This window comes from Puniceispirillum sp. (SeqCode), assembly GCF_965657105.1.
Lineage (GTDB): Bacteria > Pseudomonadota > Alphaproteobacteria > Puniceispirillales > Puniceispirillaceae > Puniceispirillum.
This window is the reverse complement of record NZ_CBFHNB010000001.1, coordinates 1-19,076: the sequence shown is the minus strand read 5'-3', so window position 1 is coordinate 19,076 and position 19,076 is coordinate 1. Positions and strand designations below refer to the sequence as shown.

Genomic DNA, 19,076 nt, shown 5'->3' with positions numbered 1-19,076 from the left:
TTTTCGCCGAAGCTCAACATAATCTTGCAAGTCGTAAAAGTCAGCGTGAGTCGCGCATAGGCTTAGAGTTTTTGATGGCACTATAATGGGGTAGCGCTGTCTTATCCCAAGCGACCGAAAAAAGTCATGCGCGCGGTTAGCATATCGTCATCAAGTTTGGCTTTGACGACTTTTAAATTCAATTCGCCTTTATACGCATCGCGAATATCGCGCAATATTAAGTGGGCAGGCCTCAAGATTGATAATATCTGCAAGTTTCATCATACATGACTTCCAAGTGCTATATTGTCAATCAGCCGCGTCTCGCCAAGCAAAGCGGCGATAAGCAGGCGGTTTTCCGGTTCATAAGTCTGAACTGGTGCCAAACTGTTCCCATCGCGCAGTTCAAAATAATCAATTTTATCGAACCCCGCATCAAGCAGTCTGTTTATGGCGGTGTCGATAAGTGCTAAGGGATCATTGCCTTCAAGAATATTGCCAGCAACATCGCATAAAGTGGCATAAAGCTGAGGTGCCAGCTTACGCTGATCTGGTGAAAGATAGCTGTTACGCGATGACAATGCCAGACCGTCATATTCACGTATGGTCGGGTGGCTGATAATATCGACAGGCACATCCAGATCACGCACCATTTGCCGTATTACTGCCAGTTGCTGGTAATCTTTTTCACCAAAAAGGGCAATGTCGGTTGGCACCTGCATAAATAGTTTCATGACGATGGTTGCAACACCCATAAAGAAATGTGGGCGATATTTGGTTTCAAGATCCAATGCTACGCCGCCCGCTATAATATTTGTGGCATGATCGGGCGCATACATGCTTTGCGGGGCAAAAACTACGTCGGCACCGCCAGCTTCACGGATGGCCGCCATATCTGCATCAAGCGTGCGCGGATACAGATCAAAATCCTCATCCGCGGCAAATTGTGTGGGATTAACAAAAATTGTGACAATGACGTGATCTGCCAAGCTGTTGGCGGTTTGTATAAGAGCAAGATGCCCGGCATGAATAGACCCCATCGTTGGCACTAAGGCGCTTGATTCACCTTGCTGACGCCACTGCATAAGCAGACTGGCAAGGTTTGATTTATCAGTGATCAGCTGGGTCATGATCCGTTATCTGCTTTGGGTTATTTTTCAGGTTTAGGCCAGAACAAATGTTCATTGCCCGGAAAACTACCATCAATGACGGCGGTGCGATATGCACTTACGGATTCGGTGATGGCGGGGTTAAGCTGACCAAACTGACGCACAAATGTTGGCACAAATTTATCAAATAGGCCGACCATATCATCGGTTACCAGAATTTGCCCATCACAGGCCGTCGAGGCGCCAATACCAATGGTTGGCACAGAACAAGCCATGGCAATGTTTTTGGCGACAGGCTCGATAATGCCTTCCATAACGATGCCAAACACGCCTGCATCGACCAGCGCGATCATATCGGCATGTAACAAGGCCGCTTCATCGGCTGTTTTTCCAGTTATCCGGTACATGCTGGCCGACGATGCTTTTTGCGGTAACAAACCGATATGTCCCATCACCGGAATGCCGTTTTCGACCAGCAACTTTATATGTGGTTTGAGACTGGCGCCACCTTCAAGTTTGATAGCGTCGGCACCGCTTTCCTGCATGATTTGGGTGGCTGTTTTCAATGCCTGATCGGGGCTGGTTTCGTAACTTCCCGCCGGCAGGTCAACAACGACCAGTGCCTGTTTAGTGCCCCGCATGACTGCCTGGGCATGACGGATCATCATGGAGATATCGGCACCTTGCGTGCTGTCCATGCCATAAAGAACCATTGCCACCGAGTCGCCGACAAGCAACAAGTCGCACTGCGAATCAAGGATTGATGCCATAGGCGTTGAATAGGCTGTCAGGCAGACAATTTTGCGTTCAGACTTGAGCGCGGTGAATGTATCAACAGTCATCTTTGTTGGCATAGGGTTACCTATAAAGTGTTGAAATGCACGTCATGTGCATTTGTCACTATCTACGTCTCTTTCGCTGTTACTATCACAATAGGCTAAGGCGGCCTATGAATTTCTATGTGATTTCTGTCGGTTGCTCCGGCATATCAGTCGGCATCATAGATCAGTAACCAATGGCACAGCCGTCTTTTCGGGGGTCTGATCCCCCATGTAGCATATCTTCTTCCCAATCGATCCAGATAGCCTGTGACCCCCCAATCGGGGTTGTGGCTTCCACAATATTATGCCCCATCTTAGTCAGCGCCTCTCGGGTTTTGGACGAAATGGTGTTTTCGACCTCGACAAATGCGCCATACGGGTCAGCAAAGAAGCGGGGCGTGTCCTGAGCTTGCTGCACATCCATGCCATAGTCCAATAGGCGGGTCAGAAACTGCATATGGCCAAAGGCCTGATAATCGCCCCCCATGACGCCAAACGGCATCACGGCTTTGCCGTTGCGCGTTAGCATCCCGGGGATGATTGTATGAAGTGGGCGTTTGCCTGGTGCAATGCAATTTGGATGTGCTGGATCAAGCACAAACCCCATTCCGCGGTTTTGTAATAGAACACCTGACGCGGGTGCCAGAATACCCGATCCAAACCCATGAAATACGGTATTGATTAAGCTACATACATTGCGGTCTTTATCGACAACGCTGATATATACCGTGCTTTTATGGCGTGGTAACGACAGATCAGGTAAAGGTGATGTGGCAAGGTCTGGGTCAATCGCCGCCCGCAAGCTGTCGGCATATTCGGCGCTTAGCAATTCATCAACCGGAATAGTGCTGAAGTTTGGGTCACCAAGATAAAGTGATCGATCACGATAGACCAGCCGCCCCGCCTCAATTTCGTGATGAATGCGCTGGGGCGAAAGCGGGTCATCGCCAAAAGTTGAAACCCCCCCCATGATATTCATAAGCAATAAGGCAAAAACCCCCTGACCGTTTGGTGGGCATTCCCAGATATCATGGTCACGATATCGGGTTTTGATTGGCGTTACGTAATCACCAATGGCCATGTCAAAATCACCCTGCGTATGAAGCCCGCCAAGGCTGTTTAATTTCGCCAGAATATCATCTGCCACAGCACCTTTGTAAAAGCCGTCTCGCCCATGTTTGGCAATGGTTTCCAAGGTCTTTGCTAAGGCAGGTTGCTGGTGGCGTTGCCCCATCTGATAGGGCTCTCCGTCATTCAGAAACAGGGCGGCGGTATCCGGATCACTTTTTATCACCTCATTTGCGGCGGCAAAATCAAAGGCGATACGCTGGCCAATTGGATAGCCATCACGCGCATACGCAATGGCTGGTTGTAAAATATCGGCAAGCGGCTTTTGCCCATGATCACGCGTGAGCTGGCACCACGCGTCAACCGCACCCGGAATGGTCACGGCATGCGGCATGGTCTGGGTGATGTGGGTGATGCCTTGTTTCTGAAACCAGCTGACATCAGCCGCCAGCGGTGCACGTCCTGACCCATTAAAAGCGACGATGGCTTCACTGCCAGCTGGGGCATAAAGGCAGAAACAATCTCCACCTATACCCGTTGAACCTGGCTCGACAACAGCTTGAACAGCACAAGCGGTCAGCGCCGCATCCATGGCATTGCCACCGTTCTTGAGCATGGCAATGGCGGCCTCGCTAGCCAGTGAATGTGATGTGCTGGCCATACCGTGCGGGGCAATAACAGGTGAACGACCTGGGGCTTGAAGATTACGCATATAACTCTCTCAACATTCTGGTCTGGCGGGTGTTTTATGTATCCGGATTTTAACACCAGTGGTTAGACACCAGTGCTTTGACTCCATCATGCTAGCATTTTGTCGATGGTAATCCTATCATCCTGTGCAAACCAGTATTGGATAGAAAGATTTGTCATGACACAGCCTACAATCATCATGGCGGCGCCAAATGGCGCCCGAAAGCAAAAGTCGGATCACCCAGCATTGCCCATAACCGTTGCCGAAACAGTGGCCGCGGCTAAGGCCTGTTGTGATGCGGGTGCCAGCATTCTGCATGCGCATGTTCGCGATGAAGATGGCGCGCATGTGCTTGATGCTGAACGTTATATATCCCTGCTAGATGCGATGCGTAATGCGGTGCCCGAGATGCTAGTACAGATCACCACCGAAGCGGTTGGGCGTTATACCCCTCAAGAACAATCCAAGACCGTTTTTGCCGTGAAACCGGATTTTGTGTCGGTGGGATTTAACGAGATGATTGGTGATGCCAGTGCGGACGCCGTGGCGCATGCGTGTGATTTCTATCATCAGGCACATGCAGAGAATATTCATGTCCAGCATATTCTATATTCACCTGAAAACCTGACCTCATTTAAGAATGCGATAGCTGACGGCATAGTGCCGTCTGCGTCGGCTGGTGGGCATCATGTGCTTCTGGTGTTGGGGCGCTATACGGCCGATTTTCAATCGGATCCAGACGATCTACGAGCTTTCATCAAGGCGGATATGTCGGGCTTTGCCAGTTGGTCGGTGTGTGCTTTTGGCTATCGCGAGTTTGATGCGATGCAGGCGGCCATTGCGGCTGGTGGTCATTGTCGGGTTGGGTTTGAAAACAACCTACATCTCAAAGATGGTACTTTGGCACCGGATAATGCCGCGCTTGTGCGCCAGCTAGCACAAAGCTGTATCCCCGCCACCCGCGCCCAAACATTGGCTTTGTTGGGGGGGGCAAAGTAAAAAGCCGTGGCATTTACCACGGCTTTTGATTTTGACCTATATAGGTGCCTATTCGGCTGCCTGATCCCATTCATCAGGTGACGGGCATGAACAGATCAGATTGCGATCACCAAAGGCATTATCAACGCGTCCAACTGGCGGCCAATATTTATTCTCTTGATGGTTACCAACTGGGTTACCAGCCTGACGACGGCTATAGGGATGCGTCCATTCATCTGCCAGCATATCATCACCTGTATGCGGGGCATTGACCAACGGGTTGTTGTCGGCTGGCCATGCACCCGAGGCAACCATGTCGATCTCATCAGCAATCGCCAGCATGGCATCGCAAAAACGATCTATCTCAGTCAGTGATTCAGATTCGGTTGGCTCGATCATCAAGGTGCCAGCGACCGGAAATGACATGGTTGGTGCATGGAAACCAAAATCAATAAGTCGTTTGGCAACATCCTCATTCGAAATGCCGACGCTGTCCTGAAAGCCACGAAGATCGATAATGCACTCATGCGCAACACGTCCTTTAGATCCAGTATAAAGCACTGGAAAGCGTTTGCCCAAGCGGGCGGCGATATAATTGGCAGATAAAATTGCCGTGCTTGTTGCCTTCTTCAATCCATCAGGCCCCATCATCGCAATATAGGCATAGGTGATCGGCAGAATACCAGCTGAGCCAAAGGGGGCCGCGCTGACCGGATTATCGCCACCAAGCGGTGATCCGGGCAAAAAATCTGCCAGATGTGCCGCCACGCCAATCGGGCCAACACCCGGACCGCCGCCACCATGTGGAATACAGAATGTCTTATGCAGATTGAGGTGGCTGACATCAGCACCAAATTGCGGCAGAGAACAATGCCCGACAAGGGCGTTCAGATTGGCACCATCAACATATACCTGACCACCGGCATCATGAACCATGGAACAAATATCGGTGATTGATTCTTCGAATACGCCATGTGTTGACGGATAAGTTACCATAATTGCCGCGATCGCATCACGATGCATTTCGATTTTGGCTTGCAGATCATTGATATCGACATTGCCGTCATCATCACATTTCACCACAGTGACTTTCATGCCAGCCATTGCGGCTGAAGCCGGATTGGTGCCATGCGCCGAAGACGGAATCAAACAGATATTACGATGACCTTCTTGGCGAGATTCATGATAACGTTTGATCGCTAGCAGACCGGCAAATTCGCCTTGTGATCCGGCATTGGGCTGTAGCGAAACAGCCGCATAGCCCGTACATGCAGCCAGCATATCTTCGAGCTCATCAATCATCTGCTTGTATCCAATAGCCTGATCGGCGGGCACATAAGGATGAATTTTGGCAAATTCAGGCCATGTCACAGGCATCATTTCTGCGGTCGCATTCAGCTTCATCGTACATGACCCCAGCGGGATCATACAGCGATCAAGAGCCAGATCACGATCTGCAAGTCGGCGCATATAACGTAGCATTTCGGTTTCGGTGCGATAGGCATGGAATACGGGATGCTGCATAAAGCTGTCGTTACGCCGCAGATTATCGGCAATGTTATTAGCTGTTAGATCGGTGTTACTGCCCACGCCCGCGCCAAACGCACGCAGGATATCCGCCACCGCATTATCAGTGCTGGTTTCGTCAAAGCTAACAGCGATTGCACCATCTAATTTGCGGATATTAAAGCCCGCATCAAGTGCGGCTTTTACCAGCGTGTCAGCGTCATCAGCCGCTTCGATAGTGACAGTATCGAAAAACGCTTGATGCCGGATAACACGTCCTGCCTTTTGCATGGCGCTGGCAAAATGACAGGCAAGTCTATGGGTGTTTTGCGCAATTTTGATCAGCCCTTCAGGCCCATGCCATAGGCCATAAAATCCGGCCATGACAGCCAGCAGAACCTGTGCGGTGCAGATATTGGACGTTGCCTTTTCACGTCTTATATGCTGTTCACGTGTCTGCAAAGCCAATCGATAGGCCTGACGCCCATTGGCATCCTGCGATACGCCCACCAAACGCCCTGGAATTGAGCGTTGTAATTTTTCCGTTACGGCAAAAAAGGCAGCATGTGGTCCGCCATAGCCAAATGGCACACCAAAACGCTGGGCACTGCCAGCAACAATATCGGCACCCATCTTGCCAGGTGTTTTGAGTATGGTTAGTGCCAGCAAGTCGGTCGCCACAACAGCCAATGCACCCGCTGCGTGAAGCGTTGCAATTGATGATGTCAGATCGGCAATTTTACCTGTGCTTGATGGATAGCTAAACAAGGCACCAAAACAATCTTCTGGCACATCAAACCCTTGTTCAATAGTGGCAAGGTCGAATGTCTCAAGCGTGATACCAATTGGTTTGGCTCGGGTTTTCAGAATAGCCAGCGTTTGTGGATGCGTATCTGAATCAACCAGAAATCTGTGTGCTTTGCCGCGATTGGAACGATAAGCAAGTGCCATGCCCTCGGCAATGGCGGTGGCTTCGTCGAGCAAAGAGCCATTCGCAATAGCCATGCCTGTCAACTCGGTAACCATCGTCTGGAAATTCAAAATAGCTTCAAGCCGCCCTTGTGAAATTTCTGGCTGGTAAGGCGTATAGGCTGTGTACCAAGCTGGATTTTCCAGCACATTACGTTGGATAACTGGTGGTGTGTGGCAGTCATAATATCCCATACCAATCAACGAGGTCTTGATTTGGTTCTGTTTGGCCAGCGCATATAATTTATCAAGCGCCTCGGCTTCGGATAGGGCTGGATCTATTTTCATATCATCGTTGCGCAAAAGGCTGGCTGGTATCACCTGATCCAAAAATTCATCAACGCTTGATGTGCCCAATATTTGTAAAATTGTTTTTGTATCAGCATCATTCAGGCCGATATGGCGTGTTGCAAACGCAGCTTGTGGGGTGCCATCTGGTTTGTGGGTGACATTAATGGGGGGCATGTCAGACTCCTCTAGGGTAAAATTATGCAATCATTGCTTTGTAAGCGGCGTCATCCATCATGTCGTCCAGATCGCTGGCATCATTGACTTTGACTTTGAACAGCCAGCAATCCATTGCGGCTTCGGGTGTGATCGCGGTGAGATCGTCAAGTAATTCTGTATTCACCTCAATGATTTCACCTGATGCGGGGCTGTAAATGTCTGAGGCGGCTTTTACCGACTCAAACACCGCCACGGCATCGCCTTTATCAACATTGATGCCAACGTCGGGAAGTTCGACAAACACAATATCACCAAGCTGTTCAATCGCGTGTGGTGAGATGCCGACGGTGCCAGTATCGTCATTTAGGTCAATCCATTCATGGTCTTCGCTATATTTAATCATGGGGGACTCCTTTGTTGGTTATAAATCAGCCACGGTAAAATCGGTGCGGCACAAGTGGCAGATCGGCCACTATAATAGGGGTAGGTTTGCCGCGCGTGTCGGCCATCAGGCGGGTGCCTGATTGTGCATATTCAGCGCTGACAAATCCGATCGCTGCAGGCGCGTCTAGGCTTGGCGCAAAACCGCCAGAAGATACAAATCCAATCTCGGTTTCATCGCCTTCATCATCATGTTTCAAGATAGTGCCATCACGAACGGGGCGTCCGCCTTCGGGTAATAACCCAACCAGCTTGCGTGTTGGGCCATTGTTCAGATCAGCAAGAATATGTGTGGCTCCGGGAAAATCACCAGCGTCACGCCGGCGTTTTGACAAAGCAAACCCAAGCCCTGCTTCGACCGGATTAATGGTTTCGCTGAGTTCGTGTCCCCATAGAGGCAAACCGGCTTCCATGCGCAAAGTATCACGTGCGCCAAGCCCAACCAGATGCACATCATTATGCGCGGCGAGCGCATTTGTGATCTCAACAACCGCCGCGTTTGGAATGGAAATTTCAAACCCATCTTCACCTGTATAGCCCGACCGGGTTAGCGTAACTTTGGTACCCATTAAAGTGGCATGGCGAATATCCATAAAGGCAAAGTCAGCCATATCAACATCAAGTTCGATGCCTAAATCCCCGAGCACTATGGCCGCTTTAGGCCCTTGCAAGGCGATCAGCGACAAATCATCGTGCACTGTCATGCTGACATTATCGCCAAGATGTGCTTTGAGATGAGCGATGTCATGATCCGCACGGCCAGCATTGGCAACAAGTTGCAAACGGCCATCAAGCCGGGCGATCATCAGATCATCTAGCACACCGCCATTGTCATCTAGGAACATCGAATATCGCACACGCCCTTCGCCAATCTGGCCAAGATCAGTCGGTGTTAATTTTGCAAGTAAAGCGTCCGCAGCTGAATCATCGCCAGACGTATCAAAAGAAATCTGCACCATGTGCGAGACGTCAAACAGACCGCATGTTGAGCGCGTCGCCAAATGTTCAGCTTTGATCCCAGCTGGATATTGCACAGGCATATCCCAGCCCGCAAACGGCACCATACGGGCGCCAGCGGCGACATGAAAATCAAATAATGCGGTTTTGCGATTATCCACTTTGGTATTCCCAGTTCCAGCTACACAAGATTCATATATCGATCGCTCGATAATGAACCCCCTCTGTCGCTGTAACCTGAGAGATTAGCCAAGAGACGCATATTGAAACGCGTCTTCGTGGTTGTCCCCGTCGGTGAGCACTGCCGTGCCACTTTCCAGAGTGCTTACATGATAAAGTACTGGTACCTGAGAGTTTAGTGGGGTGTTGCTCCTTCGGTGCCAACTACGACTGCTATGCGGATCTGCCGATTAACAGGCGGTTGGGCTCTCCCCTACCATGTTTTAAGCATTATCAAGCTATCGCAGATATTGTGGTTTGGCAAGCTTTGTTAATCAGGCATATAGTTCTGTCTATAATCAAACACTTAACATTGTGCTGATGATTATGTGAGGCAAAAAATATATCCTGCCAATTATGAACCGCACCTAATATAACCCAAGCTTAATAAATAGCATGTTATGGCTTGTGTTGATGGTGGTTTATGCCCATATCAAAGCTTCAACAAAGACAAATAATGCGGTTCAAAATATAATTTTGCAGTTCTTTGGTGATTAACTTCGAAAGAGATATGTGATGTTAGATAATAGTCCTGTTTGGGATCTCAGCGACCTCTATACCGATATTGACGATAATCGTATTACGGCGGATATCAAAGCATGCCGCAAGGATAGCGCCGCATTGCAAACCAACTGGCAAGGCAAGCTGGACAAGGCCAATGGCAGTGAACTTGCCGAGGTCATCACCATCTATGAAATGATTATCGAACGCTTGGGTCGTGTGCAAAGTCATGCACAGTTATTATTTGCAGCCAATACAGCGGATGCCAATATCGCAAAGCATCATCAGTCGATGCGTGAAGCTGGCGCAGAAATCGGCGCGCAATTGCTGTTTGTTGAGCTTGAGATCGCAACATTCGATGAAGCCCATATGAATTGGATTATGCAAACAGCCGAGCTGGCGCATTGGGCACCGTGGATTCGCCGGGTACGCGCAATGGCACCTTATCAGCTCTCAGCCGATATGGAAAAGATGCTGGCCGAACAGGGGCCATCAGGTCGCGGGGCGTGGGTGCGACTATTTGATGAAACAGCAACGGCAATGCGGTTTCCGTTTCAGGGCGATGAAGTCACCGAAGCCGAGATACTTGATATGGTGTCCAGCCCAAATGCCGCGCATCGTAAGGAAGCCGGTTTATCCCTTTCGACCACACTCAAAAAAAATGAGCGTCTATTTTCACTGATCATCAATACCATTGCCAAAGATAAGGAAGTTGAAGATCGCTGGCGTGGATTTAAGCGGCCAGTCGCATCCCGCAACCTTGCCAATGATGTTGACGATAATGTGGTTGACGCGTTGGTGCGTGCTGTTAATGACCGTAATGTCGATCTATCGCATCGCTATTATAGCTTGAAAGCAAGCTGGATGGGGCAAAGCCAGCTTGACTGGTGGGATCGTAATGCGCCGCTTATGGGTGATGATGATCGTGATTTTACTTGGCAAGAAGCGCGTGACATCGTACTTGATGCCTTTGGTAGCTTTGATCAGGATATGGCAACGCTTGCCAAGCCGTTTTTCGATAATAACTGGATCGATGCGGCACCGCGCCTTGGCAAATCGTCAGGCGCCTTTTCGCATCCGGCAGTGCCATCGGCTCATCCCTATATTCTGATGAATTTTTCTGGCAAAGCGCGTGATGTGATGACGCTTGCGCATGAAATGGGTCATGGGGTGCATCAGTGCCTTGCCGCTGATAATGGCTATTTAATGTCAGATACGCCTCTTACGCTGGCAGAAACAGCATCTGTTTTTGCCGAAATGCTGGCTTTTCGCCGGTTGCTTGATGCAACTGAGACTCCAGCCACACGCCGCGTATTATTGGCAGGCAAGGTTGAAGATATGCTGAATACAGTGGTACGGCAGATCGCCTTTCACAATTTTGAAACAGCGTTACATGATGCCCGCCGTTCATCTGAACTGATGCCAGAGGAAATTTCAGATATATGGATGGAGACTCAACGTGCCGCCTTGGGACAGGGTGTCAAGATTGGTGACGATTATCGCCCGGTCTGGAGCTATGTGCCGCATTTTGTGCATACACCTTTCTATGTTTATGCCTATGCTTTTGGTGATTGTCTGGTCAATGCCCTATGGCAAAATTATCAGAACGCCCTTGCCAATGGTGATGCGGCAGGTTTTGTATCCAAATATAAAGCTTTGCTCAGCGCTGGCGGTACCGAGCGTTATGATGTTGCGCTTGCTAAATTTGGTCTTGATGCAGGTGATCCGGCCTTCTGGTCAACCGGCCTTGATATGATTAGTGACATGATTGATGAATTAGAAAGTCTGGCATAATGGCATCTGAAGACAACAGGTCTCCTGACCGCGAAAGACAGTTTGGCGGTCGCCTTCGCCGTTATGCGCAAGTTACATCAACGATGGGTGGTTTGGCCGCGCGTGTGGCTGGCGAACGATATCTCGGATTTGATATTGATCGTGGTAAACATGCTGCTGATTTGCGCAAAGCGCTTGGTGGGTTGAAAGGCCCGATCATGAAAGTGGCGCAAATTCTATCAACCATTCCCGATGCTTTGCCGCCTGAATATGCTGATGAACTTGCCAGTTTGCAGGCCGACGCGCCAGCTATGGGCTGGTTGTTTACGCGGCGGCGCATGGCCTCAGAACTTGGCGCAGACTGGCAGGACAGATTTGCCAGTTTTACGCGCGATGCTGTTTCGGCAGCCTCACTTGGCCAAGTGCATCAGGCAACGTCGCTGGAGGGTGAAAAATTAGCCGTCAAACTACAATACCCTGATATGCAATCAGCGATCGAAGCTGATTTACGTCAGCTAAAGCTGCTTTTTCAGCTCTACGAACGCTATGATTCGGCGATCTCAACCCGCGATATCTATGATGAATTATCTGATCGGCTGAAAGAAGAACTCGATTACCGGCGCGAAGCTGCCAATCTTCGCCTTTACAGCTATATGTTGCGTGATGAGTCTGTTGTCACTTTGCCTGAATATGTTCCTGAATTGTCAACTGGTCGTCTTATGACAATGAGCTGGCTTGAGGGCACCCGTGTCATGCCATTTCTTGACACTAACCCAAGCCAAGAAACACGCAATGAAATAGCAAAGAATATGTTCCGCGTCTGGTATGTCCCATTTTATTATTACGGCGTGATTCATGGTGATCCCCATTTGGGTAATTATTCGCTACGCCAAGATAATTCGATCAATCTGATGGATTTTGGTTCGATCCGCCTGTTCCGTCCACAATTTGTTGCTGGCGTGATTGAATTATATAAAGCGTTGCGGGATCAGAATCGGGATCAAGCGGTTGATGCTTATGAACGTTGGGGCTTTACCGGTCTTGATAACGAGGCTATTTCGGTTTTGAACATGTGGGCTGAATTTATCTATGCCCCGCTTCTCGAAAATAAAGTGCGCCCGATCCAGGAAATGCGAAATGGCAAAGCGGGTCGTGAATTGGCTGGTAAGGTTCATCAGGAGCTCAAACGTATTGGTGGTATTAAGCCACCACGAGAATTTGTGCTGATGGACCGCGCGGCTGTAGGGCTTGGGTCAGTGTTCATGCATCTTGGTGCGGAAGTTAACTGGCACAATCTTTTCCATGATTTGATTGATGATTTTGACGTCAATAAGCTAGCGCAACGGCAAAATGAAGCTGCTAAATTTGCCGATATTCCGGAAGGTCTCATATAAAAGCTCTGTTATTTTTTAGAATTATTAGATATAAAGTTTTGGCTATCATAAATTAGCGCGTATAAAGGGGAGCGAAAACGCTTGAATTTATCGAGGATTTTATATGCCGACTCTTTTTGTTCCTGCTGAAATAGCCTCTGGCGAAACCCGCTGTGCCGTCGTACCCGAAACCATCTCAAAACTAGTTGCCCAAGGGCTGGACATTACCGTTCAAAGTGGGGCTGGCGCGTCTTCATCATATGACGATGCCGCGTTTGAGGCTGCTGGTGCCACGATTATAAAAAAGGCAAAAGATGGTTATGCAAAGGCTGACCTGATTTTCAAGGTGCGACCGCCGCAAATTGAAGAAACCGCTCTGATACAAAAAAATACTATAATATTGAGTCTTTTTGAAGGCTATGTGGATGCCAAGCGTAACACGGCTATTGCCAAAACAGGCGCGACCGTTTTCGGGCTAGAGTTGGTGCCGCGTATTTCGCGTGCGCAATCAATGGATGTTCTGTCGAGCCAGTCGAATTTAGCGGGATATCGGGCGGTAATTGAAGGGGCTTATGAATTTGGCCGTGCTTTTCCGATGATGATGACAGCCGCGGGCACAATCCCACCAACCAAAGTGCTGGTTATGGGTGCTGGTGTTGCTGGGCTTCAGGCGATAGCTACAGCTAAACGACTTGGTGCTATTGTCAGCGCTACCGATGTAAGGCCAGCGGCTAAAGAACAGGTCGAGTCGCTGGGCGGTAAATTTGTCGCGGTTGAGGATGAGGAATTCAAACAAGCTGAAACTGATGGTGGTTATGCCAAAGCGATGAGCGCTGAATATCAGGCCAAACAGCAGGCGTTGATCGCCGAAACCATCCGCGCGATGGATATTGTAATTACCACCGCGCTTATTCCCGGACGCCCCGCGCCCGAATTGGTATCTGCCGATATGGTTGCCTCAATGAAATCAGGGTCAGTGATTGTCGATATGGCGGTTGAACAGGGTGGTAATTGTGCCTTGTCCAAGCCGGACAAGATTGTCAAAGCCAATGATGTCACCATCATTGGTCATTGCAATATGCCAGGCCGTTTACCCAAAGATGCCTCCAGCCTCTATGCACGCAATCTAATGAATTTTGTCGGTTTGCTGTGGGATAAGGAAGCTGGCGCGTTAACAATTAACAAAGACGACGAGATTATCGCCGGATCGTTGGTGGCGGAAGCTGGAAAGCTTGTGCATCCATCGGTCACGAGCTAGCCCTGTCCAAAATTGAGAGGAGTCTTTTCATGTCACTAGCTGATACAAGTCAAAAAGCCGCTGATATGGCCGCACAAGCGGGGATTGATCCGCTATTGTTCGGCATAACTGTTTTGGTGCTTGCGTGTTTCATTGGATATTACGTTGTCTGGTCAGTGACGCCAGCTTTGCATTCACCTTTGATGGGTGTCACCAATGCGATTTCTTCGGTGATTGTTGTTGGCGCGTTGATTGCCGCTGGTCCGGCTGAATCCAATTTTGCCCAAGTGATGGGCTTTCTGGCGGTTGTACTGGCCTCAGTCAATATCTTTGGTGGCTTTATCGTGACTGAGCGGATGCTAGCGATGTTTAAGGGCAAGAAAAAAGGTGCTGGCAAATGAGTGCGACCATGTCTTCACTATTATATCTTGTAAGCGGCGTTCTGTTTATCTTGGCATTGCGCGGTTTGTCGTCACCTGAAACCGCACGACGCGGTAATCGTTTCGGTATGGCTGGTATGCTGATCGCAGTCGCCACAACATTGGCGTTACCTCAAGTTGAAAGCTATGGCCTTATCGTGTTGGCCATTGCCATTGGCGGCGGTATTGGCACCCTATTGGCCTTGCGTATTCAGATGACGGCTTTGCCGCAGTTGGTGGCTGCTTTTCATTCATTGGTTGGCTTGGCGGCCTGTTTTGTGGCTACTGCCGCCTATTTCAATCCAGAAGCTTATGGCATTGGTGCGCGTGGTGCGATTGGCATGGGCTCGCTGATCGAAATGGGTCTGGGTCTTGCGATTGGTGCGATCACCTTTACGGGGTCTATCATCGCCTTTGGTAAATTGCAGGGGCTTGTCAGTGGCAAGCCAGTTACCTTTGCTGGCCAGCATATGCTGAATCTAGTCATTGGGCTTGGTTTGCTTGCCGCGATTGCCGCACTGGTCATAACCAATGATGATTCGTTATTCTGGGCAATTTTTGCAGCCGCTTTGGTGCTTGGTGTGTTGATTATCATCCCGATTGGTGGGGCTGATATGCCGGTTGTTGTGTCGATGCTTAATTCCTATTCGGGATGGGCGGCTTGTGGTATCGGCTTTACCCTTGGTAACCCCTTATTGATTATCACAGGTGCACTTGTTGGCGCATCAGGGGCGATTCTGTCCTATATCATGTGTAAAGGCATGAACCGGTCATTTTTCAATGTCATTCTTGGTGGGTTTGGCGGCGATGATGCCGCGGCGGCAACAGGTGGCAGTGACGGTGATAAAACTGTCAAACAGGGGTCAGCCGAAGATGCTGCCTTTATCATGGAAAATGCCGATTCCGTGGTTATTGTCCCGGGGTATGGCATGGCGGTGGCACAGGCGCAGCATGCTTTGCGTGAAATGGGCGATATATTGAAAGCACGGGGCGTTACCGTACGTTATGCGATTCATCCCGTTGCAGGCCGTATGCCAGGGCATATGAATGTTTTGTTGGCTGAAGCCAATGTGCCTTACGAGGATGTGCTGGAACTTGAAGAAATAAACCGTGATTTTGCACAGACTGATGTCGCCTTTGTGATTGGCGCAAATGATGTGACCAATCCGGCGGCAAAAACTGATCCTTCATCACCTATTTATGGCATGCCCATTCTGGATGTTGAACTTGCCAAGACCGTCCTGTTTATCAAGCGCTCAATGGCATCAGGCTATGCGGGGGTGCAGAATGAAGTCTTTTTCCGCGATAATACGATGATGCTGTTTGGTGACGCCAAAAAGATGTGCGAAGAAGTCGTGCAGTCTCTGGATTAGACAAACCGTCATTTCAAAAGCCACAAAAGCAAAAGCCGCCCAGAAGGCGGCTTTCGATAAAGATGGGATCTGGTTATAAGCACAACCAATAAGGTTTAATGCTTAGAAGCAGGTGTATGGATTCTAATAGCCTTCACGCTCTAAGCGCTTACGCATGAGCTTACGCACACGGCGGGTCGACTCAGCGGCTTCGCGCGCGCGGCGTTCTGATGGCTTTTCGTAAGACCGGCGATTTTTCATTTCGCGGAATACACCTTCGCGCTGCATTTTCTTTTTCAGAACACGCAGGGCTTGATCCACATTATTGTCTCTAACGGTGACGAACACGTCTTTCACATCCTTTCAAAGATATTTGGTTTCCGTTTTGAGCGGAGACGTTTTCTATCATAGCGGTGTTCGGCTTGTAAAGCCTTTGCATGATTGTGCTTTGTAACAAGCCAAAGATGCTGGCAACTTGGCCTTAAGTACCTATATATAGGTCAAAGTGGGTGTTTTTGCCAAGGAATGGATAATGTGATGATGAAAAACAGGGACAAAACGCATAGGGACACCGATTCTGTGGATGATTCGCTGTCCAATGATGCGATAGCGATTCTTGATGCCGCTTTGTTGCATGTGCCATTTGATGGTTGGGGACGTGACACCTTGCTGGCTGGTGCAGAAGATAGCGGCCGTGATGTAGATATGGTTGATGCGCTATTTCCCAATGGTGCCGTCGATGCCATTCTGATGCATTCGGCACGCGCGGATGTGGCCATGGCTGATACATTTGCAACATTGCCGGATCGCCCTGAAAAAATTCATTTGATGATACGCACGCTTATTCTGTTGCGTCTGGAACAAGCGAGTTTGCATAAAGAGGCAATCCGACGCGGGCTTGCGGTGCTGGCTGTTCCGGCTAATGCGCCGGCCTCGGCAAAAGCATTATATCGTACAGTTGATGCAATGTGGCGCGCCGCTGGCCAGCGTGACACTGATTTTTCATTCTATACCAAACGGGCGACTTTAGCTGGCGTCTATAGCGCGACATTGCTGGCATGGCTGGCAGATAATTCGGGGTCAATGACAGCGACTGAGGCTTTTCTTGATCGCCGGTTACGTGAAATTGGCCGTATCCCCAAAATGACGGCACCAGCCAAGGCGGCAATGTCTGCAGGTAAACGTATGGCGATGGGGCTATTCTCGACAATGGCGCGTTCACGCTAGAAATACACCTTTCCTCTGTCGCGTTTTTCATTATGTTGGACTAGGTATTTGTTGGTCTGGCAAAAGCCGAAGTTTACGCTATAAATGTTGGAACATGCGTGATGAAAACGCATAGGAGAAAATATGCCTATTAAAGTGCCTGACAATTTGCCCGCATTGGAAACACTTCGCGCCGAAGCGGTTGATATTATTCCGCAGGAACTTGCGGTGCAGCAGGATATTCGCCCGTTGCGTCTCTTATTGTTGAATTTGATGCCGAAGAAAAAAGACACTGAAATTCAATTTGCGCGCCTGTTTGGTAATTCGCCATTGCAGGTCGAAATGATACTCATGACCACTGCCAGCTATACCCCACGTAATACTGAACCAGGTTATATGCGTCGTTTTTATCGGCAACTGGATGATGTTCGCGACGATTATTTTGACGCGTTGATTGTCACAGGGGCGCCGATTGAAACCTTGGCCTTTAATGATGTGACCTATTGGCAAGAATTGACTGACATCATGGAATGGTCCCGCACACATTGTTTCAGACGGCTTGGTATTTGCTGGGGTGCGCAGGCTTTGCTGCATTATTTTCATGATGTGCCGAAATATGAAATGGATGAAAAGCTGTTCGGTATTTTTGAGCATCAGCTCACTGATTTATCAGGCCGTCTTATGAATGGCTTTACAGATCGTTTCCCAATGCCGATTTCGCGCTATACCATGAATCGTCAGGACGATCTTGAAAAAGCAGGTTTGCAGGTTCTTGCCCAAGGACATGAATGCGGTGTTGGAATGGCTCGTGATGCACAGACAGGTGATCTGTTTGTGCTGAATCATTTGGAATATGACGCGGCCACATTAGCTGATGAATTTCACCGTGATGCTGCCGAGGGTAAAGATACCGCTTTGCCCAAGCATTATTTTCCCAATAATGACATAACGCAGACGCCGGTTAATTTTTGGCGTCCCTTTGCCTTTTTGCTGATGAGTAACTGGATCAATGATCTGTATCAGGCAACGCCATTCGACCTTGCCGCGACGTTAAAAGACCGCTAGCAATTTGATTATGACGCAATTTGACGGTTAGTATGACCCATCTTGCGGCCTTTTTTGGCACCGCTTTTGCCATATAAATGCACATGCACATGATCGCTAGCCAGTAACGCGGGAACATTGTCCATATGTTCGCCAAGCAGATTGTCCATCTGCCATTGTCCATAGGTGCTTATAGAACCAAAAGGCATCCCCGCCAAAATACGGGCAAGCTGGGTGAACTGGCTGGTAGCACAGCCTTCGATCGTCCAGTGAAACGAATTATGCGGGCGCGGCGCAATCTCGTTGAAAAGCACCCGCTTATCTTCGGTGATAAAGCATTCAAGAGCCATAACACCGAATATGTCCAGTGCATCAGCTAGTTTTGTTACCGCCTTTGTACCTGCCTTTATAAGCGTATCGTCAAGCGCCGCCGGGGCAACTGAACGGGCAAGGATACCGTCTTTATGCTGATTCAGGCTGGCAGGAAATACGCAGGAACGCCCATCTTGCGCACGCGCGATTAAAAAACTGGCCTCGGCGGTAAACGGGATCATCTCTTCAAGGATTACATCATCCGATCCCAAAGATGCAAACGCCGCATCAAGATCGCTTGTTGGTGAAATTCTGACCTGTCCCTTGCCATCATAGCCAAGCGTACATGTTTTCATAATGCCGTCTTTATTCAATTCAGTCATGGCAGAATGCAGCGCAGCGGCGTTTGTAATATGCCAGAAAGCTGGCGTATCAATGCCAAGCTCGCGCGCCAGTGTTTTCTCACGAATCCGGTGCTGTGCCGTATGCAAGGCGGCAATGCCTGGGCTGACCTGTTTATGTAGAGCCAGAATATCAAGCGTTGCGGCGGGAACATTCTCAAATTCACTGGTGATCACATCGACTGAATCGGCAAAGCCTATCAACGCATCATGGTCATCATAAGCCGCTTCGGTTGCGGCAAAAGCAATATCGCCAGCTGGGCTGTTGCTGGC

At 49.3% G+C, this 19,076-nt stretch carries 16 protein-coding genes and 1 riboswitch; of the genes, 8 read left to right on the top strand and 8 right to left on the bottom strand.

Annotated elements, in window-relative coordinates:
* Positions 1–260 precede the first annotated feature (260 nt).
* The 3 genes from panC to ggt all read right to left on the bottom strand — a co-directional run bounded on the left by panC (position 261) and on the right by ggt (position 3,689).
* On the bottom strand, positions 261–1,109 hold the full coding sequence (gene panC / locus ACTF7Q_RS00080) for a pantoate--beta-alanine ligase (protein WP_438995819.1): 849 nt from the start codon (positions 1,107–1,109) through the stop codon (positions 261–263).
* 20 nt (positions 1,110–1,129) lie between these two features.
* Positions 1,130–1,942, bottom strand: coding sequence for a 3-methyl-2-oxobutanoate hydroxymethyltransferase (gene panB, locus ACTF7Q_RS00075; RefSeq protein WP_438995818.1), 813 nt, complete (start codon positions 1,940–1,942; stop codon positions 1,130–1,132).
* Positions 1,943–2,093: 151 nt separating this feature from the next.
* Positions 2,094–3,689, bottom strand: a complete 1,596-nt coding sequence (ggt, locus tag ACTF7Q_RS00070; RefSeq protein ID WP_438995817.1) for a gamma-glutamyltransferase — start codon at positions 3,687–3,689, stop codon at positions 2,094–2,096.
* A 156-nt stretch (positions 3,690–3,845) separates the two neighbouring features.
* Between ggt and ACTF7Q_RS00065 the strand changes: the two genes are divergently transcribed.
* Complete coding sequence (locus ACTF7Q_RS00065; protein ID WP_438995816.1) at positions 3,846–4,667, top strand: 3-keto-5-aminohexanoate cleavage protein; 822 nt, start codon at positions 3,846–3,848, stop codon at positions 4,665–4,667.
* Positions 4,668–4,715: 48 nt separating this feature from the next.
* Here the strand turns inward: ACTF7Q_RS00065 and gcvP are convergent, their stop codons facing one another.
* Genes gcvP through gcvT form a run of 3 tightly spaced genes read right to left on the bottom strand, consistent with a single transcriptional unit; the run spans position 4,716 to position 9,127 of the window.
* Positions 4,716–7,586 carry an aminomethyl-transferring glycine dehydrogenase gene (gcvP, locus tag ACTF7Q_RS00060; protein WP_438995815.1) on the bottom strand — a complete coding sequence of 957 codons (2,871 nt, stop codon included), beginning with the start codon at positions 7,584–7,586 and terminating at the stop codon, positions 4,716–4,718.
* A gap of 22 nt (positions 7,587–7,608) precedes the next feature.
* Positions 7,609–7,971, bottom strand: a complete 363-nt coding sequence (gene gcvH / locus ACTF7Q_RS00055) for a glycine cleavage system protein GcvH (protein WP_438995814.1) — start codon at positions 7,969–7,971, stop codon at positions 7,609–7,611.
* A gap of 25 nt (positions 7,972–7,996) precedes the next feature.
* Positions 7,997–9,127, bottom strand: a complete 1,131-nt coding sequence (gene gcvT / locus ACTF7Q_RS00050; protein ID WP_438995813.1) for a glycine cleavage system aminomethyltransferase GcvT — start codon at positions 9,125–9,127, stop codon at positions 7,997–7,999.
* A 164-nt stretch (positions 9,128–9,291) separates the two neighbouring features.
* Positions 9,292–9,410, bottom strand: a riboswitch (glycine riboswitch).
* A gap of 291 nt (positions 9,411–9,701) precedes the next feature.
* Here gcvT and ACTF7Q_RS00045 point away from each other — a divergent pair.
* The 5 genes from ACTF7Q_RS00045 to ACTF7Q_RS00025 all read left to right on the top strand — a co-directional run bounded on the left by ACTF7Q_RS00045 (position 9,702) and on the right by ACTF7Q_RS00025 (position 15,861).
* Positions 9,702–11,480, top strand: coding sequence for a M3 family oligoendopeptidase (locus ACTF7Q_RS00045; protein WP_438995812.1), 1,779 nt, complete (start codon positions 9,702–9,704; stop codon positions 11,478–11,480).
* Complete coding sequence (locus ACTF7Q_RS00040) at positions 11,480–12,853, top strand: ABC1 kinase family protein (protein WP_438995811.1); 1,374 nt, start codon at positions 11,480–11,482, stop codon at positions 12,851–12,853. Before ACTF7Q_RS00045 ends, ACTF7Q_RS00040 begins: the two co-directional genes overlap by 1 nt.
* 103 nt (positions 12,854–12,956) lie before the next feature.
* A complete protein-coding gene (locus tag ACTF7Q_RS00035) occupies positions 12,957–14,090 on the top strand; it encodes a Re/Si-specific NAD(P)(+) transhydrogenase subunit alpha (RefSeq protein ID WP_438995810.1) in 1,134 nt (377 codons plus the stop codon).
* 29 nt (positions 14,091–14,119) lie between these two features.
* A complete protein-coding gene (locus ACTF7Q_RS00030) occupies positions 14,120–14,470 on the top strand; it encodes an NAD(P) transhydrogenase subunit alpha (RefSeq protein ID WP_013046210.1) in 351 nt (116 codons plus the stop codon).
* On the top strand, positions 14,467–15,861 hold the full coding sequence (locus ACTF7Q_RS00025) for an NAD(P)(+) transhydrogenase (Re/Si-specific) subunit beta (RefSeq protein WP_438995809.1): 1,395 nt from the start codon (positions 14,467–14,469) through the stop codon (positions 15,859–15,861). The genes ACTF7Q_RS00030 and ACTF7Q_RS00025 overlap by 4 nt, the downstream gene beginning before the upstream one ends.
* Positions 15,862–15,984: 123 nt before the next feature.
* On the opposite strand, the gene rpsU is transcribed toward ACTF7Q_RS00025, so the two are convergent.
* Positions 15,985–16,188: a 30S ribosomal protein S21 gene (gene rpsU / locus ACTF7Q_RS00020; protein ID WP_013046208.1), complete on the bottom strand. Its 204-nt coding sequence runs from the start codon at positions 16,186–16,188 to the stop codon at positions 15,985–15,987.
* A 189-nt stretch (positions 16,189–16,377) separates the two neighbouring features.
* On the opposite strand from rpsU, the gene ACTF7Q_RS00015 reads away from it, so the two are divergent.
* Together ACTF7Q_RS00015 and ACTF7Q_RS00010 are read left to right on the top strand one after the other, a co-directional pair.
* The gene (locus tag ACTF7Q_RS00015) at positions 16,378–17,067 is read left to right on the top strand and encodes a COQ9 family protein (RefSeq protein ID WP_438995808.1); all 690 of its coding nucleotides are present in this window, start codon (positions 16,378–16,380) and stop codon (positions 17,065–17,067) included.
* Between the two features lie 123 nt (positions 17,068–17,190).
* Positions 17,191–18,111 carry a homoserine O-succinyltransferase gene (locus tag ACTF7Q_RS00010; RefSeq protein WP_438995807.1) on the top strand — a complete coding sequence of 307 codons (921 nt, stop codon included), beginning with the start codon at positions 17,191–17,193 and terminating at the stop codon, positions 18,109–18,111.
* 8 nt (positions 18,112–18,119) lie between these two features.
* Here the strand turns inward: ACTF7Q_RS00010 and ACTF7Q_RS00005 are convergent.
* The coding region (locus tag ACTF7Q_RS00005; RefSeq protein WP_438995806.1) for a 5-(carboxyamino)imidazole ribonucleotide synthase at positions 18,120–19,076 on the bottom strand (957 nt) is incomplete at its 5' end.